Source organism: Kribbella pratensis (genome assembly GCF_004365355.1).
Lineage (GTDB): Bacteria > Actinomycetota > Actinomycetes > Propionibacteriales > Kribbellaceae > Kribbella.
In genome coordinates this window covers 3,227,743-3,249,398 of the sequence record NZ_SODP01000001.1, presented here as the reverse complement: position 1 = coordinate 3,249,398, position 21,656 = coordinate 3,227,743, and the positions used below count along the sequence as shown (strand labels likewise).

The window sequence follows — 21,656 nt, the reverse complement described above, 5'->3', positions numbered from 1 at the left end:
CAGCGGCTATGAGTCAAGCGCTTGGTCTTGGCGACCTGAGGCTCCGGTTTAGGAGTGGTATCTCCGGGGAGCCGAAAAGTGAAGAGTAGGTTGTAAGCAGTGAATTACCTGACACTCTGTGTATCAAGATCGTGCGCATTCCGCGTCCGCTGGTCGTCAGACCGGTGATGGAACGGCATGCAGAGCTGGCTGGGCGGGGCGGGGCGGGGCGGGGCGGTAGGTTACATGGCTGTCCCTTCCTGTCTGTCGTCGGAGAGGTGTGACTGCATGTCCACGATGAGTAACTCAGAGGCGATCGCAGCATGGTCGGCGATGCCCACTGACGCGATTGAGGCGTACGACGATCAGGGCGACTTTCCCAAGCGCCACTTGATGAATGGGAACCTGCTCCGGATGCTGGGGTCCGTCGATGGTCGGAAAGTTCTCGATGCAGGCAGTGGCGAAGGCTATTTGAGTCGGCTGTTGGCTGAAGGTGGAGCTGAGGTGGTTGGTGTGGAGCCGGCTGCCGCGCTGCTGGCGCGCGCTCAGAGGATGGAGCAGGAGCGGCGTCAGGGGATCAGGTTTGTGTAGGCTGATCTCTCGACGTTGCCGGAGGTTGGTCAGCCGTTCGATGCGGTGGTCTGCAGCATGGTGCTGCTCGCCATACCTGCCTGGCAGTCGGCGATGGCGGCGTGCGTCGGAGCGCTGAAGCCGGGCGGCCGGTTCGTGTTCTCGATCACTCATCCGGCGTTTGAGAATCTCTACCCGACGTGGCGGGATCACGGTCATTATCAGCTTGATCGGTATCTGGATGAGTACGAGATGCCAGGGGGCTGTGCACCCGACTTCCACCGCCCGCTGTCGGCCTACATCAACGAGGTCATCGGTCTCGGGTGTCGAGTGATTGAAGTGTGCGAACCGGGACTGGATCCACAGGTCGCACGAGACAGCGGAATCGATGCGATCGAGTCCTACGTCGCGCTGCCGAACTTCCTGATCGTCAGCGCCGAGCGCGACAGGATGGCAAGCAGCGAGCGCACCACGCGACCCTAAACCATGAATCCTGCTTCGAATTCAGGCTCTCCGCACAAGTCCACCGAACTCGGCTAGACGAGGTCTGTCGAGCCAGCGCGCCGTGCATGACCAGCCTGAGGACAGCGCGAAACGTACCCGTGCGGCAGGAATCGCTTCGGGCTCAGCGGCCGATCAGCCGGCCGAGCGCGTCATCTCCGGCATTAGGTATTGCTGTCACGCCCCGATACCCCCCAGCGCGGGCCTGCCCCAGGCCCGCCGGCCACCTTCTGCTCCGTGGTCGGCAGAAGCACGCAGCCTCCGGCGCTTTGGGCTCCGGGCCTACTTCATGTCAGCGGATCCGCTTGGCGACCTCGAGCGCGAACGCCTCGTGGCGAGGTGCGTCCCGGTAGGTCCACGGGATGAGCAGAGTGTCAGCGTTCCTCAACTGCAATGCCCACCGGGTCCAGAACTGTGCCGGGCCTCGTGAGTGGAGTTCGAGCAGCCGGCAGGCGACCACGTCCGACAGTGCGGTCAGGCTGCCCCACACGTTCACCTTTGCGTGGTCCGGGACGCTTCCGCTGAACCAGTCCTTGCCGGAGCTTTTCCCGGAGACGCTGAGCACCGAGTTGCCGAGCAGCCCGATGCACTCCCAGCCTGAGCCCGTGTAGGTGGAAACAGGGTGTGACACCGGCTCGTCGCCTGCGAGCGCTGCGAGACCCTGCGCTATCTCGATCGGCGGGCGGGTGCCCGTAACTGCGAACAGATCGCTGAAGTCACTCAGCGCCCGCGCTTCTGACTCCATCGACTTCCCCCATGCAAAGTTGTGTTCGCCGAATCTAGCAGGCCCGCATTCTGCGCGGACTCATTTTCGAATTTCGCCATCAGAGAGATGGCCGAGGTTCGTTGCGTTGGCCTCCGTGCAGCTCCGGAGGTCCTCGTGGACCGGCGTGGTGATCGGCTCGCGCAGCTCGGCCACAGCGACAATCGTCTCCTCCTTCACGGCGGCGATGACCAGCTTGTCGAAGATGAACTGGTTGGAGGCTCCGGGTCTCGGATCCGCGAAGGCGGAAGGGGACGTCGCGCCCAAGCAGCTGAGGGGTGCCCTTAAGCGCTACTAGAGGTCGCCATTGATGGCGACCTCCTCATAGGACTGGGTAAAGTGTTTTTGCTCTGGCGTCCGCCATTGGCAGTAGCAGACACGAAGGGGGCGTCACCAGTGAGTGATATGCACGCAAGGGTTGAGCGGCTGAGAGAAAAAGCCGCGTCAACTGCAGCGCGTGAGCAGGCCGAGGCCAGAAGGACCAAAGAGCCGGCAGTGCCTAGCCACGATGCCGCCAGCAGCCCACCGCGTGTGAGCCCGGATCAAAAGGCGCGTCGCGACCTGATCCGGCGTTTTGCCACCTGGGCAGTAGGCTCTGGAATAGATCCCGAAACGATAAGCTCGCGCACCGTGACGCAGAGGCGCTGGTTCATACCGCGGTCGGTGGAGGTACCAGACTTGCAGGGCTGGACAATCTATTCCGAGTCATACGGACAAAGGGAAAGCGTGCATCGCGGCCGAGATGGGTCGGTCGATGTGACTGTCGATGACATTTCCCGCGTATACATAACCACGAACGGCCAAGTGCTGCATGACCGCGGTAGGTGGGGCATCGTTGAATGTAACTGGTCGCTGAGAGCCCTCGAGGATTACGTTGAGAGTTACATCGAAAACCACCTGTCTCACGGTGGCCGGTCGGTCGCCTGGCCCGACTAGCTGACGCGAGTGACTCGGCCATGGCGCCCGGTTCGTCCTTTGAAGAGGGTCAAGCGACCGTGGGCCCTCAGATCAGCGCCGGTCGGCACCCTCGACTGCACCGTTCACCGGGCCCGCTGCCCTCGTCGGCGCGGCGTTCACAACCGGCTTGCGCGCCGACCATGCTGTGCCCTCGGGTCGTTCACGATTGATGTTCCTCGTGATGCACTACTCCCGTGGAGCCAGCTATTGCTGCCGTGATCGCGGTCATCGGTACCCTCTTGGGCTCAGCCCTTACGTATCTCGGCCAGCAGAAGGCAACTATGCGGACTGCGGCGCTTGAAGCGCGGGAACGTGGTCGACAGGAACGCCTTGAGGCATGCGCAGCCTTCGGTGGTGCAGCAGTCCGCTGCCGAACGGCTAGCCAGGCTCGGTGCTGGAAACCTACGAGCGACAGCTCGTCTGGGCCTGACCTTCTGACGGCGGCTGCTCAGCGATCGGTTTTCACTGGCGTGATCGGACCCGGTACGACAGGGCCCTCGATCCGGCCGATGTAGCGACCGGACTCGAGGACGCCGGGGTCGTCATGCGCGGGCAGGATGAAACGGTATTTGAGTGCTCGTTTGATCGCTCCGATCTCCTCTACGACCGAGGTCGTGAAGTTGTTGCTCAACGCGGGATCCGAGACGACCAGGGCCGACGGCTGGACTCCGGCCGTGAACGTCCCGGTGGGCTGACTGTGCAAGGCGCCTTCGACGTCGTAGAACAGGTCGCCGCACAGGTACGCCTCGCCTTCGGAGGTCGGTACGACGATGCCGATCGAACCGGGGGTATGCCCGCCGGACAGGTGGCAGACGATGCCCGGCAGTACTTCTTGCGGCCCGGACTGCTCCAGGTCCAGAAATTGGATCGCACCGGGCGTGTAGACCCTGTCCAGCAGGTGGTGCAGGTCGTCGAGGGCATATGCGCGGCCCTGGATGCCGGTGCAAGCGTTCCCGAGTTCGCTGCGGTTGACGATCACGGGTACGTCGAGCGGCACCTTGTCGAGATGCCCGGCGTGGTCGCGATGTAGGTGGGTCATGATCACGCAGCTCAGATCACCAGGTGCCACGTCGTGTGCGGCGAGCTGTTCCTCGAATGTCTGCCCTGGCCCGACGGACCCACCCGCACCGAGAACAGCGGTGTCGCGGTAGCCGGCGTCGACGAGGACCGGACCCGGACCGCCGAGGACGAGAAACCCCTGGGCGGGTACGTCGATGACGTGGCCGGGCGCGATACCTCGCAACCGCATGGACTCGTCGATCGTGACGGAGCCGAAGTTCAGCCGATGGATCTCATAGGTCACCTGGTCGCCGATCACGATTCGTTCTCCCTGTGCTGAGTGGCGTAGCGGCGCCAGGCGTCGATGATCGCCTGCTTGATCGGGCCCGCGCCGTGTCCCAGGTAGTTCCGGTCGATCTGCTCGATGACCGGCTTGATGTCCGCGGTGACATTCCGGCCGAGGAGCAGCTCGGCGATCCATTCGCGGACGAGACCGGTCACCGCGGTCGAGTCGACCTGCACGACCTGGCCCGTTCTGCGATCGATCCGCAGGCTGACGGCCAGGTACTCGTGCGCCGCGCGGGATGCGGACATCGCCGGAACCTTGGCGTAGCCAACGACGATCAGGTGGTGCTCGATGTCCATCAGCCCAGACTGCCACTGCTCGGCGGCAGGGAGAACGATCGACGTTCCGGTACTCATGTCGGCACCGAGGCACGCATCAGGGCAGATGGCACCGGCTTGGCGCGGGCCATCGTCAGGCAGCCCGCGGCGAGTACCAGGGAGCAGATCATCGCGAGGAACACGACCGTGAAGGAGCCCGTGGTCTGGATCATCCACCCGATCAGGATCGGTCCGAGGAAGCCGGAGATCTGCGTGCCCATGTTGATGAAACCGAGCCACATGCCGACCTCGTGCGGCTGCACGATGTCCATCGGAACCGACCAGAACGGACCCAGCCCCGCGAACAGGAAGAAGCCCGACAGGGTGAGCGCGAGACCGGCGAGGTTCACAGTGGGAGCCAGGACGGTCAGCGCGATGGACACGGCGGTCAGCAAGTACGTCGCCGCGATGAACCGCCTGCGTACGTTGTTGAAGTAGCGCTGGCACATGAACGCGCCGATCACCAGTCCGGCGGTTCCGGCCAGGTACGGCGAACTCGAGAACACACCGGCATGGGTGAGGGTGAGTCCGCGGTACTTGATCAGGTAGGTGGGCAGCCAGCTCATGAGGCCGTACAGGACGAAACCGAAGAAGAAGAACGCACCGAACGTCAGCCAGATGTGCGGCAGCAGCCAGTTCCGTTTCTGGGCAAGGTGTCGGCTGGGCGGTACGTCGGTGCGGAGGTTCTTCTTCAGTGGCGAGTCCCGGAGCATCAGGAGCACGAGGAGCACGGTCAGCGCGCCCGGAATCGCCGTCAGGTAGAAGACCCAGCGCCAGCCGAGCGACGAGATGATGGGCAGCGCCACCACGGGAGCCAGCGCGGGCCCCAGGGTGAGTGCTGTCAGCATCAGCGCCAACGGCTTGGACCGTCCGCCGGACGGGAACCAGTTGGACAGGGTTCGCCACAGCGGCGGCGGGTGGAAGCCTTCGCCCGCGCCCATGAGGAACCGGACGGCGACGAGCGCGATCAAGCTGCTCGCGACCACCCCGGTCAGGAAGCTGAAGACCGTCCACCAGGCGATCGCGGCCGCGATGACCCGGCGTTGCCCGATCCGGTCGGACAGGTACCCCGCCGGGACCTGGACCGCCGTGTAGCTGAGGAACAGCGCGCCGGTGACGACCCCGACGACGGAAGGGGACAGGCCGAGTTCGCGCGACATGAACGGTAGCGCAGCGGCGATCGCCACCCGGTCGAAGTACGAGACCAGCAGTGTCAGCCAGAGCACTGCGACGATGACCCACGCGTACCGCGACGCGCGTCCGGTGACTTGGCCGGTGGACGTATTCGTGTCCATGGCGCTACTCCGCCTTCTGTTCGGCGACGGACGGGTCGAACGAGGCGTTCTCGGGAAGGAACGTGTTGACCGGCGAACCGAGGAAGTCCGGGACCTCGCCGTCGCGGTGCAGGCTCACCGCGAACTTCTTCACCAGCGGGTCGGCGTGCAGCCCCGGGCTGTGCACCTCGATCAGCGTGCACGGAGCATCGCCCTTGTTCCACGACCAGTGCACTTGCCCGGCAGGAATGCGGATGAAATCGCCGGCCCGCAGGTGGTACGCAGCTTCGTCCACGAATACCCACAGCTCGCCGTTCTGCAGCCAGTTCAGCTGCTCGCAGTCGTGGTAGTGCGGCGCCGAATGGTAGTCGGCCGGGCGGGTCGCGACCATCAAGGAGGCGGAGTTGCCGTAGACAACCTTCGTCGTGAACGAGGTGCTGCCCATGTCGGCAGTCTGTTCTTGGACCGAATCGGCCGAGGCGTGGATCGACACGAGAACTCTCCCTTCAAGGCACCGGCAGGCGCCCTGGCGGCGCGATCGCGACGCCTCTCAAGGGAGATCTTGTGACCGTGGTGTGGGTGGCGGACCGAGCGGCTGCCAGCGACACACCGTCAACAGGATCTGTTGATTTCTCCGGAATATAGACGCGACCTGTTGCGCCCGCAAGATGCCGGCCCTCGTGCTGGTCCGGTCGCCTAGTTATACGTTGTTCGCCGTACGTCGAACATCGAGGAGGGGGCGTGTTGGCAGTCTGTTATGTTTGATGAGTATCAAACATAACATCGGAAGTGAGACCTGCTATGCCATTGGTGCGCATCGATCTGTCCACCAGTCACACGGCCGAGGTTCGGGGTGCGATCGCAGCGGGTGTGCATCGCGCGCTGCGTGACGCGATCGGAATTCCCGCCGGCGACCGGTTCCAGATCATCACGACCCATGAACCCGGCGAGCTCGTCTTCGATCCCGACTATCTCGGCGTGGCTCGCACTGACGTCGTCTACGTCCAGATCACGTTGGTCGGTGGGCGCCCGGAGAAACTCAAGCTGGAGCTGTACCGGCGGATCACCGAGAATCTGGCCGAAGCCGGCGTGCGGCCGGACGACGTGTTCGTCGTCCTGACTGAGACCGGCCTGGCCGATTGGTCGGTCGGCAACGGCGAGGCCCAGCTGGTTGCCCAGGGCACCGTTCCGGGCCTGGCGGAATAGCCGACGTCCAGCCGATCCGAACCCTTGCCCCTGAGTGATCAGTTCTCGTCGCTCGTGGTGTCCGTACGACGATGGGCGCGGGGCGGCCCGGCGGGGTCCGGCCGGCTTCGGTGAAGGAGCGTCCCTTCGACGGCAGCGGCGAGCAGGTGCCGCTGCGCCTCATCGGCACGCACGGAATCCGAGTGGGACTGACCTTCCTCGACCACGAGGTCGTCCGGTAGCGGAGTTGCTGTCCGCATCGAGGGAGTGCCGCCGTCAGGTGTTGCCCTTTCGCGGGGACTGCCCGGAATCGTGGGCGGCGCGCGCCGTCTCGATCTCGACGATGTAGCGCTCCGCCCAGGCGCGGACCGCGGCGACCGGCGCGGTGAGCGTCGCGCCGAGTTCTGTCAGGCGATAGTCGACCTGCGGGGGAGTGCTGCCGTGGTCGTGGCGGGCGACGAGGCCGTCGCGTTCGAGGCTGCGCAGGGTTTGCGTCAGCATCTTTTCGCTGATCCCGTCGATCGCGTCGCGCAACTGGCCGAACCGCATGGGGCCGCGCTCGAGTGCGCCGACGATCAGTACCGTCCACTTGTCTGCGATTCGGTCGAGGGCCTGACGAGACGGGCAGGCAGCGCTGTAGACGTTGGCCAGATGTCCGTCGGCCAGCCGGGCGCGGCCAGGATGGCGACTGCCAGGTCGTGGCCGTGGTCGCGTCGGTTGCCGAGTCATACCGCGACACTAACTGCTGGTTAGTGATTCGGCAACGCCGGTCGCACGCAGACTTCCCTTTGTTCAGGGGGTACGCACTTACAAGTGCGTACTTGTGCGATACGCAGACGCTAACGAACAGTAAGTGGCGACAGCTTCATTGGGCGAGTGGGAGACACAGAATGCTGAACGTGGCATCACGCGAGCAGGTCAGGATCGGCGACACGACGGTCACCTACCTGCCGGACGGCGAGGTGCGGCTGCACCCGACAGAGGTCTTTCCGGAAAGTGCTCCGGACGGCTGGGCGCGGCATGCCGCCTACCTGGACGAGGACGGAAGGCTTCCGGTCAGTGTGGGTTCCTTCCTCGTCCGAACCCAGTCGTACGCGGCGTTGATCGATCTGGGACTCGGTGAGGTCGACTTCGAGGTGCCGGGTTTCGCCAGCTTCCGTGGCGGACGTCTTCTGAAGAGCCTGGCCGAAGAAGGCATCGGCGCCGACGACATCGACGTCGTACTCTTCACCCATCTCCACCACGATCACGTCGGATGGACGACGAATGTGGCGCCCTCGCCCGGTATGGCTACGCGCTCTGTCGACGGACTGACGTTCGCCCGTGCGACGCACTACGTCCGGCGTGAAGAGTGGGATCACTGGTCCGGGGTGGAAGACGTTGTCGGCCCACACCTCGAGGCGGTCCAGCGGCCGTTGGCCGAGCGCATCAGGTTCGTCGACGACCCGGGCTTCGACCTGCCTGGCCTGGAGATCCTGCCGACTGCAGGACACACTCCCGGGCACTCGTCAGTGATCGTCAGCGATTCCCGGTCAAATCGGCGGCTGGTGATCCTCGGCGACGTTATGCACACGCAAGCCCAGGTGAGCGATCCCGACTGGAACTTCAGGTTCGACGTGGATCCGGACCGTTCCAGGTCGACCCGTCGAGAGGTTCTGCGCCGTTTCGCCGGCGGGAACGACATCATTGCCGGCGGGCACTTCGCGGGATCCGTGTTCGGCCGGATCGGCACGCCGGCCATGATCCATCGCTGGGCGACGTGGAACCCGAGCAGCGAGCGGCCGGTTCTCGAAACCGCCGGCGTCTGAGAACCACACGTCCGACCCCAGATATCAAAGGAGTCTCTTGGCGTTGGCCGAGAACACATTCCCACTCAACGCGGCGCGGGATGCCGTCCGCCGGGGCACTTGCGGAGGATCCGGCGGCTGGTCGACCTGCGCGGATCGGTTACCGGTGCGAGGCCGGTGTTGCTCGAAGCATCAGGAAAAGTAACGCTGCGAACGGCTCGCGCGATTGCCCGGACCGGCGTCGACGCGATCTCCGTCGGGGCTCTGAGACACAGCCCGAGAGCCTTCGACCTGAGCCTCGCGATCGATCGATCACGGGACTCAGCAGTGCTGTTGAGCGGGCGCGAATCGACATCAGGACAGTGAGGACGATGGCAATCTCGGATGTAATCGTCGTGATCGGGGCTACAGGCAACCAAGGCGGTGCGGTCGCGGCTCGGCTGCTCTCGCAGGGCTGGGGTGTGCGAGCGGTGACTCGTGATACTGCGAGCGTGGCCGCGCAGCGACTGGCTCGCGCGGGAGCGGAAGTCGTGCCAGGTCACCTTGACGACCCTGCGTCGCTGGAGCGCGCTTTCGTGGGAGCTCACGGAGTGTTCAGCGTGCAGCAGGGAGCCTTGGGCGCGGCGGCCGTTCCGTACGACGACGAGGTACGCCGTGGCCGAAGCGTCGCGGACATCGCCGTCTCGTCGGGCGTGCGACACCTCGTGTACGCATCGGTGGCGGGCGCCGACCGGGCCCGTCATGTTCGCGCGTTCGGCAGCAAGTGGGAGATCGAGGAGCACGTTCGCCGTAGTGATATCCCGGCGACGATCCTGCGTCCGGTTTCATTCATGGAGAACTACGTCGATCCGGCGTTCGGCGTGCAAACCGGCAGACTGGCGACACCGTTTGTGGCAGATGTACCCGAGCAACTGATCGCCCTGGCCGATATCGGTGTCTTTGCCGGACTCGCCTTCGCCGGCGCCGATCAATACGTCGGCAGAACCGTCACCATCGCGGGCGACGAACTCCGCCCGCCGGACATCGCCGCGATCCTGTCTCAGGCCGCGGGACGGCACATTCCGTACGTGCAGGTGCCGCTCGAGGACGTCCGCCGATTCAACCCCGCGCTGGCCGAAGCTGCCGATTTTCTCAACCAGCAGGGCGGATACGGCGCCGATGTGGCTTCGATCCGGACGCTGTACCCAGGGCTGATGAGCTTCGCGGACTGGATGGCCGACGAGGGGGCGGCAAGAGTTGCCAAGCTGTTCTGAATCAACGATCGGAGAGAACATGGCCGACATGCACGGTGCGAAGGAACTCGTGCGAGCATTCCTGCTACAGGTTCGATCCGGCGCGCATCCGGAGTATGCCGACCGCTTTCTGGCTGCGCGGGTGCTCGCGCACCAGGTGCAGGCCGAGAATCCGGTCATCGTCGAGCGTTCGCCGCATGATTATGCCGAGCACGTCAGACAGATGACTGACCTGTACGGCGACTTCACGATCGAGATCGAGGAACTCATCGCCGAGGGCGACCGGGTATATGCCCGATGGAGCCAGCACGGCCGTCATGACGGAACTGTCGATGGCCGGCCGCCGACGGGCGCACCTCTGACACAGCTGACCAGCGCCGTGTACCGCGTCGCCGACGACCGCATCACGGAGTACTGGATCCAGATCGACCGGGCGGGCCTGGATGCTCAACTGCACAGTGGAGGTGCGGACGACAATCAGCCCTGACCGCCCCGCTCAGTTTCCACCCACGTCCATGTCGGCAGTGGCGGTTGTCCATGATTGTCTTCATCACGATCGTCGGCGAAGCGCTCGAAATCCCGTCGGCGAACCAGCCAACTGTGCTCACGACACGCCCAATACCGGCGATCTGGTCGGCGTAATCAACGAATCGACCGGCGGCGGCCGGGTGAGGCGTGCCCCTGACTCCTCCCGACCGCCGCCGCAACGTCATGACCATCACCCAACAAGGGCGCCAGCGCCTCCGCGGGCTCGACAAGCTTCTGGCCGCGGTCCAGGACGACCTGCTGGCACCCTTGACGAAGTCCGAGCGCGAGCAGTTCATCGACCTGCTGACGCGCGTCCTGGACCATCAGCTGGAGAAAGCCTCCCACCGCTGAGTCGACCTCAGATGGTTACTGCCAGCTTGCCCACGGTTCCGCGGGTGAAGTCGACGATCGCCTGTCCGGTCTGCGCGAAGGCATACGTGTGAGCGAGCGGGACGTGCAACCGGCGCTCGGTGACGTCAGCCGCCAGCCGGTCCAGCGTCTCGGGACTGGGGTCGGCCATCACGATCGTGGTCTCGAGATCCAGCCCATCGGGGGTGAAATGTACGGTCGATGCCAGCCGCCCGCCCGGAGCGATCAGCCCGGCGATGGTCGGTCCGTCGCCGGCCAGATGAAGAGCTGCCTGCACGCCCTTGGGTGCAATGCCGGACACTTGGGCGGCGAGGTCGGCCGGATCAACAGCCCAGGTGGCTCCGAGCCCGGTGACGAAGGCCGCCGGTGGACCGGGCTGCGCCGTCGCGATGACCAATGCCCCGCGAGCCGCCGCGAGCTGAATCGCGTACGCGCCGACCCCGCCGGTCGCCCCCGACACGAGAACGATCTCGCCCTCTTTCGGCGCGATCGCGTCCACCGCGTTGAGTGCGGCGGTCCCGGCGAGTCCGAGCGCGCCGGCCCGCGCGTGGTCGAGTTGCTCCGGCATCCGGGCCAGCCCGTACTTCGGACTTGCCACCACATACTCGGCGAAGCCACCGAGGCCGAGCGTCGGGCGCATCACAACACCGAACACGCGGTCACCGACCGCCAGGCTGGTCACCTCGGCTCCGACCCCGGCCACCACGCCGGCGAAGTCCTTGCCGAGTACAACCGGAAACTCGTATTCGTACACGCCCTGGAGGTAGCCCCCGAGGACTCCAAGGTCGAACCCGTTGACCGACGACGCCTGAACCCGGACGAGCACCTCGTCCGGCTGCGGCTCAGGGGTTGGCACTTCGGTGAGAACGGGGTCCGCGCCGAACTCGGAGAACGCAACTGCACGCATTCGTCTGCTCACTTCCCGAAACTGGTGGATCGACTGGAATCATTGACCGCCTGCTGCCAAGAGGCCGACACGACGGCGATGGCGACGGCCAGCTCCGTGGCGTCGCGCGGGGCGTAGAACATCACGATCGTGTCGGGCCACTCGGGGCGGCGGCTGATCGGATGTGGCTCGATCCAGCCCGCCTCCTCCAGCGGGGCAATCAGGGCGCGTGGCACCGTGAGATGCAGGAATCCGACCCGGTGGATGTGTCCGAACTCGTCCTGGCTCGGGTGAAGGAATGCCTCCCAGGGGCCGGCGGGATGGTGAAGCCGGAGTGCCAGAGAGGACGGTTCCGACACCTGACTTCGGGCGGTGAACACCCCAGGCAGCGACTTCGCCGCCTCGATCAGCTCCGCCCTGATCTCCGGCGGAGAGAACTGCTCCAGCTGGTCGTGAGGGATCATCCGTCCGGTGGTGACCGGTCTGCGGCCAGGGCGAGCCGGCGGAGCCGCGAGATCGAGATCAACCATTACAGGCCTTTCTGTCTGCTGGTTACTTCTTGTGCGTACAGAAAGTCTTGTGGATGCTGGCTGCATGACGGAAGAAGGCAGTTTGACCCGCCTACCGAACACCAATGTGCGCGAGCCGATCCGGGGCAGCCACCCGACCTGCCAGCTGCGCGACATCCTGGACCGGGCCGGAGACAAGTGGAGTGTGCTGGTGCTGGACCTACTGGGCTCGGGGTCGAAGCGGTACTCCGAGCTCCAGCGATCCGTTGACGGCATCTCTCAGCGCATGCTGACCCTGACGTTGCGGAGCCTGGAGCGAGACGGCCTGGTCGACCGTACCGTCACACCGACCTCGCCGCCTCGCGTCGACTACACCCTCACGCCAGTCGGAGCCACTCTCTCCAGCCAGGTCCGCGCACTGATCGACTGGGCCGAGAAGCACCGGCAGTATGTCGCGGAGTCGCGCCTCCGTTATGACACCAACTGACCTTTCTTGGCAGTTCCGACGGTGCGGTCGGCCCGTGCGGTGATGCTGCGGTAGGCGAGGTCGGCGTTGCGGTGCAGGTTGGTCACGTGGCCGGTGGGTGCGATGACGATCACGTCCACGCGGCTGCACGGGTAGAACCGCGGCCCGGCCGCGGCGAGCAGCAGTCGGGTGGCATCCGGTGCGCAGGCGAGCAGATCGGTGGCTCCGTCCGCGATCTGCCGTGCCCACCCTGCCGTCACCAGGGACCCGCGCCGCCCACCCGCCCGGCCCGGTCGGTGAACGGCGCAATTACGTCAGGCTCGCAGCTGGAGCCGGGTTGCCGCAACGGGCGCGATCAGAGCCATGCGCCGGCGACAATCTTGCCTCTGTCCTCGTCCGGGTGCTCGCGGACGCCGTACTGCGCGCGAGCACCGGCCCAGAGGATCAGCTGTCCGGCGTAGTCGGGATGGAGTTCGATGAGGCGGTTGAAGTAACCAAGGGCAGTGGTCTCGGTCTTCAGGGCGGCCTCGGCGTCATCCAGATACTGCCGGGTGGCCGCGATCTGGCGGACGGCATCGTCGTCACCTAGCCGGTTCTGGTGTCCGGAGACGATCAAGCGCGGCGCGAGTGCCTCGACGTTGTCGATCGCTGCCCGCCAGGGCACGAGACCGTCGGGCCCCAACGCATCGCCGACGTACTGGTGCGCGCCGTTGTAGATCACGTCACCGGCAATGACCAGCTCGAGGTCTGGGACGTGCAGGACGCTCGAGTCGTCGGAGTCGCCGTGGCCGACATCGACAATGTGGAGTTCGTGATCCTCCAGCATGAGGCGGTTGCCGGGCACCTGGACCGCGGTGACCGGCGCTTCCGGAATGTCGTCGTACATCTTGTCCCACAGGAACGGGCGCGCGGCGACACTCGCGTACATCTGCCGGATCACCCCCTCGGACGCGACGATGCGCGCGCCGAACCGGTCGGCGAGGAGTTGAGCTGCGAACCAGTGGTCTCCGTGCCCGTGGGTGATGTAGATGTCGGTGAGCTCGCGTCCCTTGCCGGCCACCCAGTCGCCCAGGTCTTTCACAACAGCTGGGTTGAAGCCGGGATCCGACAAGACGGCGTTCTGCTGCCCGTAGATCAGGGTGCTTGCAATCGGGGAGAAGCTCCTCGGCGCTCCATTAGGCAGGGTGCCCGGCTGTGCCGGTGCCTCGCTGACGAAGACGTCGTACCCAAGGCCCTCCGTCGGCTGCGTGCTGGTCATGATCCGCTCCTACGCATCGATTGATGGCTTCGACGATGCCTCTTCGGAGACCCTGCTCGCGCCAGGGTGATTCCCTGGCCCTGCGTAGTTCGAGGGGAGCCGTCGCCCGTGTCCTGGTCGCGGGCACGATCGGGACCCCGCGATGGACGCGCTCCTGCACGCGGAGTACAAGCGTGGCGGTGGAACGAGCGAGACGGTTGTTCGAGGGGCGTTGCCAGCAAGCTGCCGGACCGCCGGGCGGCCCTGGTCAACAACATCACGCACTCGGGATGCAGGATCGCGAACGGTGCCGCCTACGGCGTCGTCGCCGGATCAACGCCCAAGCCCCAGGCCCCAGGGCCGGTACGGCGCGGTGTTCGGCACCGGCGTCTGGGGTACCAGCTACGTCGTACTCCCGGCAGCAAAGCTCTACCAGCTTGCGCTCATCGGTGATCCGTCCAGACGTCGACGACTTCGAAGTCGAGCTCGAGCCCGATTTGCCCGCGCAAAGGGCCGTTCTGCCAGCCGAGGCGTTTGCGGAGGGCACGGGTGTGCTCGGGGCCGGTGGGTATGTCGTGTACCTCGAGGACTTGGTCGAGTGCAGTGGAGGTGGTGACCAGGAGATCTCGCAGATAGCAGCCCGTCTGCGTCTCGACATCGCTCATGTCGCGCACGCGTTGCAGCGCTCCTGCGAGAGTCGCTGGGTGCGGAACTGTTGCAGGTTGAGGTCGTCCCACTGCAGTCGTTCGGCTGTAGTTGCGTAGGTAGCGACATCGAAGCTCATTTCGAGTCGTTCGATACTGCGTCCCGGGTGGACGGGTCGGCCCTGCTCCGGGAACGTGGAGCAGGACGCCGGGAGGACGAATCCTGGTCAACTCCCGACGTCCTGCGCTAAGGGGAATCGGCATCGCACGGGTGTCGCTACGGTGCCGGCTCGCGTGCTACTAGTTCCCGAATGGCCGAGTTCTACTCGACCATCACGAGCGTGTTGTGCAGGCCGCTGGATCCGTTCGGTCGTGGGGCAGCGCGATCGGCGGTCTGAAGGTGTCCTTCGGCGTCGGTCGCGCGGACGGTGAGTTTGTGGTTGCCGGGTGTTGCGTTCCAGCGGAATGTCCACTGCCGCCAGGTGTCGATGGAGTCCTCGGCTGCGAGCTTGGCGGGCCGCCAGGGGCCGTCGTCGACCTGGACCTCTACCTTGGAGATGCCGCGGCGCTGCGCCCAGGCGACGCCGGCCGCGACGGCCGGTCCGGCCTTGATGGTGGCGAAGCCCTTGGGTACGTCGATCCGCGACGCGGTCTTGATCGGTGCCTCGACAGACCAGCCGCGATCGGTCCAGTACGCGCTGAAGTCGGCGAACCGGGTGACCTCGAAGTCGACGATCCATTTGGTCGCCGAGACGTACCCGTACAGCCCTGGTACCACCATCCGCACCGGGAATCCGTGCGCGAACGGCAACGGCTCGCCGTTCATCGCGACCGCGAACATCGCGTCACGTCCGTCGGTCAGGGCTGTGAGCGGTGTGCCGATGGTGAGCCCGTCGACGCTCGTCGACCTCACCGCGTCGGCGCCGTCCTGTACTCCGGCCTCGCGGAGAATCTCGGCGATCGGTACGCCGATCCAGCGGGCATTCCCGACGTACGGGCCGCCGACCTCGTTGGACACACAGGTCAGCGTGATGTCGCGCTCGATCAGGTGCCGGTCGAGCAGGTCCGCAAGATTCAGCCGGAGCTCGCGGTCGACCATGCCGTGGATGCGCAGCTCCCAGTTCCGGGGATCGACCTTCGGCACCGTCAGCAGCGTGTCGACCCGGTAGAACGACTTGTTCGGGGTGAAGAACCGGCTCACGCCTGCCACGTCTCCGGACACTCCGGCAGGCAGCGCCTGTGCCGGACTCCCAGGGGCTGGGACCTTGACCGCTGCACGAGTTGCCTCGTCCACGCCGCCAGGCACAAGGCGCGAGACCGCTAGCCCGGCCGCGCCGGCTGCGCCGATCGACAGAGCCGTGACAAGAAAGCGCCGCCGATCGAACCCAGGTACGTCGCTTGCGGACCCGCCGGCCGTCGGAACAGGCTCACTGTCCGTGCGGCCTGGCCGAAGTGGATTGCTAGGCCGCGCGTCGTCGGTAGAGGTCTCGTCTGGGCCGGCGCTGCCGACAGCCCGAGGCGAGGGCGGCGGACCAAGGGCTCTGAGAATAAGGACGATGCCGACCGTGGCGACGATCAGAGTCACCACACCGGGCAGCAGCCGGGTTAAAGGGTTGGTTGCGAGCGTCCGCCCGGTGGCGGCGGCCAGGATGGCCAGCACACCCAGGCCGATGGTGAGGACGACCGCCAAGCGTGGGCGGGACGCGCCGACGGTCCCCGCCAGCAGAGCGAAGATCGCCACCGCGAACAGAACGCCGCCAACGAGAATCGGCTTGTCGGCGGTGCCGAGGTTCTTCACCGCCCAGTCCTTGGCCGGACCCGGCGCGAGGTCGATCAGCTGCGTCCCCACCCCGACCACCGGTGACGTGCCGCCGACCAGCGCCGCGGCCAATTCGCCGAGACCAAGCCCCGCCCCCGCAGCTACAAGCCCACCAAAGCCGGCACGAACCCGGCGTCGCAACATGACTGACATGAACAGTATTCGGCGCCACGGACCGAACAGATGGGTGCGTGGCGCCGAAGCTCTTGGTACACGTCGTGCTGGTCATGACCCTGTTCAACGGTCTTTCAAGGAACAGATCCCGAACGACCCAGACAACTCTCGGCGAAGAAGGGCCAGCTGTGTTCGACATCGGATTCCCTGGATTTCTGGTGACAGGTCTGGTCGCAGTCGTTGCCTTCGGCCCCGATCGGCTACCGGAGTTCGTCCGTACGGCGGCACGCCTGCTGAATAAGGTCCGCGAGGTGGCAGCCCGAGCACAACACTTCCTCGGACTGCGCCGGATTGCGCAGGAGACCGAAGACGCCTGGCGCGGTCACGTCGTACAGCGAGCTGAAGGCCGCCGTGTCCCCGTTCGCGACGCGGTTCATCAGCTCGTCGAGCTCTGCAGTCGGTCGCTGGCCGCGAGTCCCCCAGGCCAGGGGAGTGGGGGAGGTCGGTCACGATCGGTCCTCCGCCGGAGAGAATCGCCTTACCAGGAGAGGCGACCGGACCGGTGCCATCGGCAACTGATGGTGGCACCGGTCCAGGTCCATGAGGCTGTGCGTTCGATCAGGCGGCCGGCGGCATCAGTACGGAGTCGATCAGGTACACGGTGGCGTTTGCGGTCTTCACGCCGCCGCAGATGACGTTGGCGCCGTTGACCTTCAGGCTGTCGCCCGAGCCGGTCACGGTGAGGTCCTGCTTCTCCACCGTGGCGTGCTTGCCGACCACGGCGGCCGGGTCGAGCTGGCCGGAGACCACGTGATAGGTCAGGATCTTGGTCAGGAGAGCGTCGTTGGTCTTCAGTGTGTTGACGGTGGCGGCCGGGATCTTCGCGAACGCCGTGTCGACCGGGGCGAAGACAGTGAATTCGCCGCCGTTGAGAGTCGAGACGAGATCGACCTTCGAGTTGAGCTTGCCGGAGACGGCTGCGACCAGGGTCTTCAGCAGTGGGTTGCCCGAAGCCGCGGTCGCGACCGGAGCAGCCGCCATGCCGTCGATCGAACCAGCGCCGGTGGCGTTGGCCTTGGCGTAGTCGGCGCAGCCGGGGCCGACGAGATCGGACATGTTGTCCGCGGATGCAGACGACGATGCGCTCGGAGTGTCTGCGGGAGCGGACGAGGAGGAGCTGGTGGCCGGAGTACCGCTGGAGTTGTCGTCGTTGCTGCCGCAGGCCGCCGTCGCGAGGACGAGGGCCAGAGCAGACGCGGCGAGGCCGGCGCGAACGATCTTCTTGGGCATGACGAGGGCTCACTTTCGATGTACGCCGACGGCTCGTTCCGCGGCTGACATCGGTACTTCGGCGCGGTACTGGCGCCGGATGGGTCCCACGCGGAACAAACAATTGCGTGCCGTCCGGCGCTTACCCGAAGGGCAGGCTGCGCGGTGATCGTGGTCGTTGACCTAGGATCTGGGCATGGCAGAGGTCGAAGATCCGCAACCTCAGGATGCTTTCGAGTTGCTGCTGGCAGGCAACGAGCGCTTCGTCGCCGGCGCACCTGAGCACCCGAATCAGGATGCGACGCGTCGCGCTGAGATCGCGCCGGGGCAGCGCCCGTTCGCCGTACTGTTCGGATGCTCCGACTCACGCCTGGCCGCCGAGATCATCTTCGACCGCGGCCTGGGTGACCTGTTCGTCGTCCGCACTGCGGGCCATGTGATCGGGCCGGAGGTGCTGGGCAGCATCGAGTATGGCGTGGACGTTCTGGATTGCCCGCTGGTGATCGTGCTCGGCCACGATTCATGTGGCGCGGTGGCGGCGGCGTGCGCTGCGCTCGCGGACGGTCTGCCGCCCACCGGATATGTTCGCGACGTGGTCGAGCGGGTGACGCCGAGCGTGCTGGCAGCTCGTGCCGCGGGTCGCGTGGAGCCCGATGAGATCCTGGCCGAGCACATCAAGCACACGGTTGACCTACTCCTGGATCGTTCCCGGGTGCTTGCCGATCGCGTCGCCACGGGCGACACCGCAGTCGTGGGGCTGTGCTACCGGTTGGCCGATGGGAGCGCCCAGTTGGTAGCCGCGCGAGGGCTGGAGGTTGCGGCCAGGTCGTGACCCGGATCACGCTGAGGCACGCGGTCCCGCGGCGCGGCGGAGCCGATTGGCGATCGCGAGTCCGAGCCCTTCCTCGACAGGCAAGGACGCGATGACGAGATCGCAACCTCGCTGATCGAATTCGCGCAAGAAGCCATAGAGTTCGTGCGCGTAGGCGGCCATCGAACCTGGAACTGCCACGACGACGTGAGCGTTGACCGCCGTGTTCGACGAGGTTGGCGGAACCATGACTCCCACCTGGTGACCGAGCTCCTGCGCGAGCTCGGCCTCGGCAATGACCTTCTCAGGAGCGACTAGGACGACCCGCGCCTTCGGCGCGTAATGCGATGGATGCTGGCCAGGCACCCGAACCTGGCTGGTCGAGTGCACCGCGAGTGGGCGTCCGAGGACCGCCTCGAGGTCCTCTCGGGTCGCCCCTCCGGGCCGCAGCACGCTCGGGATCTCACCCGTGGCGTCAACGATTGTCGACTCAACGCCAACCGTGCAGGGTCCGCCGTCGAGCACGAAGTCGACAGCGTCGCCGAGTTCGCTCCTGACGTGGTTCGCGGTAGTCGGGCTGACTGAGCCGAAACGGTTCGCCGAAGGCGCGGCGATACCACCACCGAACGCCGAAAGCAGCGCTAGAGCGACAGGGTGGTTCGGCACCCGTATGGCCACCGTCTCCAAGCCACCTGTTGCTTCGAGTGGCACCCTTCGGCCACGCCTCAGGACCAGCGTCAATGGCCCGGGCCAGAATCGTTCGGCCAGCTCGCGCGCGGGCGCAGGTACGTCTTCAACCCAAGCCTCGAGAGACTCCGCGCCGCCGATATGGACGATCAGCGGATGCGAGGGCGGACGGCCCTTCACCGAGAAGATACGTGCGACGGCAACGGGGTCCTCGGCATTGGCTCCCAGACCGTAGACGGTCTCGGTCGGGAGGGCGACCAAACCGCCGCCACGCAGCACCTCGGCTGCCTGCTCGATGTCACTGATTCGGACTGTCACGCCCGACATGCTCTCATTCCCGTGCCGCCACGCCGCCATCTCTTCTGACGTCTCAATTCCGCTCCCTCGTGGTCGCAGGTTAGTTGCCTGTGGCCCCACAGTGCGCCGTTGACTGCACAGACGTCGAACCAGGCCGCAGGTGGGACCGCTCCGAATGGGAGGTGGCAGGTCGCGTCGTGCGGGCGGCTCCAGCTCCCGACCCGGGACAGCAGGTGCTGCATCCCGTACGCGGTGGCCTCACGCGCTATCTGCGCCGCCAGGGGAGCTCAGCCTGATAGTCGTCCTCGTGGGTGAGACCCTTGATGATGGCCTCGCCGATCTCTGCGAACTGGCGGACCTGGTCAGGCGTGAGGTGGTCGAACATCGCCCGGCGCGCAGCCGCGACGTGACCGGCGGCTGCGGCGGCGAGGACGGCGAAGCCTTCGTCGGTGAGCACTGCGAGTTGGCCGCGCTGGTCCGTCGGGTCGTCGGTGCGTCGCGCCCAGCCGCGTTTTTCCAGCGCCGACAGTGCGTGCGAGAGCCGGCTGCGGGTGACCTTCAGGTGCTCGGCGAGTTCGCTCATCCGCAGCGACCGGTCGGGGGCCACGGACAACCGGCTGAGCAGGTTGTACGTCGCGTGTGACAGGCCGGCGTCCCGTTGCAGCTGCCGCTCCAGGTAGTCGCCCAGCAGCGTTGAAAGGTCGATGTATGCCAGCCAGGCGCGCATCTCCTCCTCGGAGAGCCAGGGGGTGTCGCTCACCAGACAAGCATACCGGAACGTTTGAACTCTCAAACAAAGCGGGTTATGGTCGAGCCGAATGTTTGAGAGTTCAAACTCTTGGGAGGCGTTATGAGGTTCACCGGGAAGGCCGGCACCGCGCTGATGGCGGCCGTCGTGGCGCTGGGGGCAAGCGCGAGCTACGCCATCGCCGATGCGAGCACGAAGGCCACGGCCGGCGCGTCGGGCGAGCAGGCAAAGTTGCAGGCGCTCTACCGCCAGGCTGAGGCCGATGGCGGCGAAGTGACCGTCTACATGGGCGGCGACAAGCCGGGACAGTGGGATTTCATCGCCAAGGCGTTCGCCGCGCAGTTCCCCGGCGTCAAAATCCATCTGGTCACCGATCTGAGCAAGATCCACGACGCTCGGATCGACAACCAGATCGCCACCCACGACCAAGTGGCTGACGTGGCCGTGCTGCAGACCGTGCAGGACTTCGACCGCTGGAAGAGCGCCGGCCAGTTGCTGAAGTACCGGCCCATCGGCTCCGACGAGGTCTTCGACAACGCCAAGGACTCGCAGGGCTACTGGACCGGCGTGTTCTACGGCGCTTTCGCCGACATGGTGAACACCAAGGAGGCCGGGTCGGATCCGTCGGCGTTCACCGCGGCCGATCTACTGAAGCCGGAATTCAAGAAGAAGCTGATCTTCACGTACCCGAACGATGACGACGCCGTCCTTTACGACTTCAAGCTGACCGTCGACAAGTACGGTTGGACCTGGCTGCGTTCCCTGGTCGCACAGAACCCCGCATTCGTGCGCGGCACGCCGTTTTCGGCCGGACCCGTGGCGGCCGGGGACTACCTGGCGACGCTCGGCACGGCGGGCGATCCGACGCCGAACGCGACCATGATCTTCCCGGCGAACGACCCGTTCAACAGCTGGGTGCAGCACGGGGCGATCTTCAAGAACGCTCCGCACAAGGCCGCCGCGAAGCTGTTCCTGAGCTGGCTGACGTCCCGGACGGCCCAGCAACAACTGATCGCTCCGTGGACCTGGTCGGTGCGCAAGGACGTCGCCCCACCGGCCGGGCTGCGGCCGCTGGCCACGTATCACCAGACCGATGTGGCCGGGTTTCAGTCGTTCATGAGCGACCGGGACGCGGTGGAGCGGTTCCGCTCGCGGGTGCAGCTCTACGTCGGCCAGGTCGTCGGTCCGGACCCGGCCGACCCGACCAACACCCTCGGATTGACCCCCGGCAAGTTCTGAGGAGTCAAGGCAGCGTTAGCGTGAGACGCGAAGGCCTCCTGGTCGTTGGAGCGGTTCTTAGACAGCTCCACTCCACGCCGGGAGGTCTTCACCCATCAAACACATTCACCTCGTGTCGTCACA

General features: G+C 65.8%; 27 protein-coding genes and 2 pseudogenes. 11 read left to right on the top strand and 18 right to left on the bottom strand.

What is annotated here, in order from left to right; all coding sequences use genetic code 11:
• Nucleotides 1–177 precede the first annotated feature (177 nt).
• A pseudogene (locus tag EV653_RS41685) lies at nucleotides 178–1,032 on the top strand (class I SAM-dependent methyltransferase).
• Nucleotides 1,033–1,342: 310 nt separating this feature from the next.
• Here the strand turns inward: EV653_RS41685 and EV653_RS15390 are convergent.
• The 6 genes from EV653_RS15390 to EV653_RS15365 form a co-directional block, all read right to left on the bottom strand.
• Nucleotides 1,343–1,795, bottom strand: coding sequence for a hypothetical protein (locus tag EV653_RS15390; protein WP_134103339.1), 453 nt, complete (start codon nucleotides 1,793–1,795; stop codon nucleotides 1,343–1,345).
• A gap of 60 nt (nucleotides 1,796–1,855) precedes the next feature.
• Entirely contained in the window at nucleotides 1,856–2,080 is a 225-nt protein-coding gene (locus tag EV653_RS15385; RefSeq protein WP_134103337.1) for a hypothetical protein, read from the bottom strand.
• Nucleotides 2,081–3,218: 1,138 nt separating this feature from the next.
• Nucleotides 3,219–4,088: an MBL fold metallo-hydrolase gene (locus EV653_RS15380; RefSeq protein ID WP_134103335.1), complete on the bottom strand. Its 870-nt coding sequence runs from the start codon at nucleotides 4,086–4,088 to the stop codon at nucleotides 3,219–3,221.
• The gene (locus EV653_RS15375; protein ID WP_134103333.1) at nucleotides 4,085–4,471 is read right to left on the bottom strand and encodes a DUF3870 domain-containing protein; all 387 of its coding nucleotides are present in this window, start codon (nucleotides 4,469–4,471) and stop codon (nucleotides 4,085–4,087) included. The genes EV653_RS15380 and EV653_RS15375 overlap by 4 nt, the downstream gene beginning before the upstream one ends.
• Nucleotides 4,468–5,727, bottom strand: coding sequence for an MFS transporter (locus tag EV653_RS15370; protein WP_134103331.1), 1,260 nt, complete (start codon nucleotides 5,725–5,727; stop codon nucleotides 4,468–4,470). Before EV653_RS15370 ends, EV653_RS15375 begins: the two co-directional genes overlap by 4 nt.
• A 4-nt stretch (nucleotides 5,728–5,731) precedes the next feature.
• Complete coding sequence (locus tag EV653_RS15365) at nucleotides 5,732–6,151, bottom strand: cupin domain-containing protein (RefSeq protein ID WP_134103328.1); 420 nt, start codon at nucleotides 6,149–6,151, stop codon at nucleotides 5,732–5,734.
• Between the two features lie 356 nt (nucleotides 6,152–6,507).
• Between EV653_RS15365 and EV653_RS15360 the strand changes: the two genes are divergently transcribed.
• Complete coding sequence (locus tag EV653_RS15360) at nucleotides 6,508–6,912, top strand: tautomerase family protein (RefSeq protein ID WP_134103325.1); 405 nt, start codon at nucleotides 6,508–6,510, stop codon at nucleotides 6,910–6,912.
• 255 nt (nucleotides 6,913–7,167) lie between these two features.
• Here the strand turns inward: EV653_RS15360 and EV653_RS15355 are convergent, their stop codons facing one another.
• Complete coding sequence (locus EV653_RS15355) at nucleotides 7,168–7,620, bottom strand: winged helix-turn-helix transcriptional regulator (RefSeq protein ID WP_134103323.1); 453 nt, start codon at nucleotides 7,618–7,620, stop codon at nucleotides 7,168–7,170.
• A gap of 161 nt (nucleotides 7,621–7,781) precedes the next feature.
• Here EV653_RS15355 and EV653_RS15350 point away from each other — a divergent pair, with 161 nt between their 5' ends.
• From EV653_RS15350 to EV653_RS15330, 5 genes are all read left to right on the top strand, one after another.
• Complete coding sequence (locus tag EV653_RS15350; protein ID WP_134103320.1) at nucleotides 7,782–8,699, top strand: MBL fold metallo-hydrolase; 918 nt, start codon at nucleotides 7,782–7,784, stop codon at nucleotides 8,697–8,699.
• 99 nt (nucleotides 8,700–8,798) lie between these two features.
• Nucleotides 8,799–9,044 carry a hypothetical protein gene (locus EV653_RS42115; RefSeq protein ID WP_255510742.1) on the top strand — a complete coding sequence of 82 codons (246 nt, stop codon included), beginning with the start codon at nucleotides 8,799–8,801 and terminating at the stop codon, nucleotides 9,042–9,044.
• A gap of 5 nt (nucleotides 9,045–9,049) precedes the next feature.
• Nucleotides 9,050–9,931, top strand: a complete 882-nt coding sequence (locus tag EV653_RS15340; protein ID WP_134103318.1) for an NmrA/HSCARG family protein — start codon at nucleotides 9,050–9,052, stop codon at nucleotides 9,929–9,931.
• A gap of 19 nt (nucleotides 9,932–9,950) precedes the next feature.
• Nucleotides 9,951–10,397 carry an ester cyclase gene (locus EV653_RS15335; RefSeq protein ID WP_134103315.1) on the top strand — a complete coding sequence of 149 codons (447 nt, stop codon included), beginning with the start codon at nucleotides 9,951–9,953 and terminating at the stop codon, nucleotides 10,395–10,397.
• A gap of 188 nt (nucleotides 10,398–10,585) precedes the next feature.
• On the top strand, nucleotides 10,586–10,789 hold the full coding sequence (locus EV653_RS15330; RefSeq protein ID WP_134103312.1) for a hypothetical protein: 204 nt from the start codon (nucleotides 10,586–10,588) through the stop codon (nucleotides 10,787–10,789).
• Nucleotides 10,790–10,796: 7 nt separating this feature from the next.
• Here EV653_RS15330 and EV653_RS15325 read toward each other — a convergent pair whose 3' ends face one another.
• The gene (locus tag EV653_RS15325) at nucleotides 10,797–11,714 is read right to left on the bottom strand and encodes an NADP-dependent oxidoreductase (protein WP_134104291.1); all 918 of its coding nucleotides are present in this window, start codon (nucleotides 11,712–11,714) and stop codon (nucleotides 10,797–10,799) included.
• Nucleotides 11,715–11,722: 8 nt separating this feature from the next.
• Entirely contained in the window at nucleotides 11,723–12,157 is a 435-nt protein-coding gene (locus EV653_RS15320) for a luciferase domain-containing protein (protein ID WP_134103309.1), read from the bottom strand.
• Between the two features lie 130 nt (nucleotides 12,158–12,287).
• Here EV653_RS15320 and EV653_RS15315 point away from each other — a divergent pair, with 130 nt between their 5' ends.
• Nucleotides 12,288–12,689 carry a winged helix-turn-helix transcriptional regulator gene (locus tag EV653_RS15315; protein ID WP_134103306.1) on the top strand — a complete coding sequence of 134 codons (402 nt, stop codon included), beginning with the start codon at nucleotides 12,288–12,290 and terminating at the stop codon, nucleotides 12,687–12,689.
• Here the strand turns inward: EV653_RS15315 and EV653_RS15310 are convergent.
• From EV653_RS15310 to EV653_RS15295, 5 genes are all read right to left on the bottom strand, one after another.
• On the bottom strand, nucleotides 12,674–12,928 hold the full coding sequence (locus EV653_RS15310) for a hypothetical protein (protein ID WP_134103303.1): 255 nt from the start codon (nucleotides 12,926–12,928) through the stop codon (nucleotides 12,674–12,676). The two genes, EV653_RS15315 and EV653_RS15310, sit on opposite strands and share 16 nt — an antisense overlap.
• A 95-nt stretch (nucleotides 12,929–13,023) precedes the next feature.
• Nucleotides 13,024–13,926: an MBL fold metallo-hydrolase gene (locus EV653_RS15305; RefSeq protein WP_134103300.1), complete on the bottom strand. Its 903-nt coding sequence runs from the start codon at nucleotides 13,924–13,926 to the stop codon at nucleotides 13,024–13,026.
• Between the two features lie 422 nt (nucleotides 13,927–14,348).
• Nucleotides 14,349–14,570 carry a hypothetical protein gene (locus EV653_RS15300; protein ID WP_134103297.1) on the bottom strand — a complete coding sequence of 74 codons (222 nt, stop codon included), beginning with the start codon at nucleotides 14,568–14,570 and terminating at the stop codon, nucleotides 14,349–14,351.
• On the bottom strand, nucleotides 14,567–14,689 hold the full coding sequence (locus tag EV653_RS42485; protein WP_255510739.1) for a hypothetical protein: 123 nt from the start codon (nucleotides 14,687–14,689) through the stop codon (nucleotides 14,567–14,569). The genes EV653_RS15300 and EV653_RS42485 overlap by 4 nt, the downstream gene beginning before the upstream one ends.
• Before the next feature lie 182 nt (nucleotides 14,690–14,871).
• Nucleotides 14,872–16,521 (bottom strand): molybdopterin-dependent oxidoreductase, encoded by a 1,650-nt coding sequence (locus EV653_RS15295; protein WP_238159745.1) that lies wholly within the window; start codon nucleotides 16,519–16,521, stop codon nucleotides 14,872–14,874.
• 74 nt (nucleotides 16,522–16,595) lie between these two features.
• On the opposite strand from EV653_RS15295, the pseudogene EV653_RS42710 reads away from it, so the two are divergent.
• Nucleotides 16,596–16,727, top strand: a pseudogene (locus EV653_RS42710) (hypothetical protein); the annotation flags it as partial.
• 15 nt (nucleotides 16,728–16,742) lie between these two features.
• Here EV653_RS42710 and EV653_RS41680 read toward each other — a convergent pair.
• Both EV653_RS41680 and EV653_RS15280 read right to left on the bottom strand, forming a co-directional pair.
• Nucleotides 16,743–16,919, bottom strand: a complete 177-nt coding sequence (locus tag EV653_RS41680) for a hypothetical protein (RefSeq protein ID WP_202871698.1) — start codon at nucleotides 16,917–16,919, stop codon at nucleotides 16,743–16,745.
• A 181-nt stretch (nucleotides 16,920–17,100) separates the two neighbouring features.
• Nucleotides 17,101–17,772: a fasciclin domain-containing protein gene (locus EV653_RS15280; protein ID WP_134103294.1), complete on the bottom strand. Its 672-nt coding sequence runs from the start codon at nucleotides 17,770–17,772 to the stop codon at nucleotides 17,101–17,103.
• A gap of 175 nt (nucleotides 17,773–17,947) precedes the next feature.
• On the opposite strand from EV653_RS15280, the gene EV653_RS15275 reads away from it, so the two are divergent.
• Complete coding sequence (locus EV653_RS15275; protein WP_134103291.1) at nucleotides 17,948–18,583, top strand: carbonic anhydrase; 636 nt, start codon at nucleotides 17,948–17,950, stop codon at nucleotides 18,581–18,583.
• A gap of 6 nt (nucleotides 18,584–18,589) precedes the next feature.
• On the opposite strand, the gene EV653_RS15270 is transcribed toward EV653_RS15275, so the two are convergent.
• Together EV653_RS15270 and EV653_RS15265 are read right to left on the bottom strand one after the other, a co-directional pair.
• A complete protein-coding gene (locus EV653_RS15270) occupies nucleotides 18,590–19,576 on the bottom strand; it encodes an L-threonylcarbamoyladenylate synthase (protein ID WP_134103288.1) in 987 nt (328 codons plus the stop codon).
• A gap of 235 nt (nucleotides 19,577–19,811) precedes the next feature.
• Nucleotides 19,812–20,306 carry a MarR family winged helix-turn-helix transcriptional regulator gene (locus EV653_RS15265; RefSeq protein WP_202871608.1) on the bottom strand — a complete coding sequence of 165 codons (495 nt, stop codon included), beginning with the start codon at nucleotides 20,304–20,306 and terminating at the stop codon, nucleotides 19,812–19,814.
• Nucleotides 20,307–20,396: 90 nt separating this feature from the next.
• On the opposite strand from EV653_RS15265, the gene EV653_RS15260 reads away from it, so the two are divergent.
• Entirely contained in the window at nucleotides 20,397–21,533 is a 1,137-nt protein-coding gene (locus EV653_RS15260; protein WP_202871607.1) for an ABC transporter substrate-binding protein, read from the top strand.
• Nucleotides 21,534–21,656: the final 123 nt, after the last annotated feature.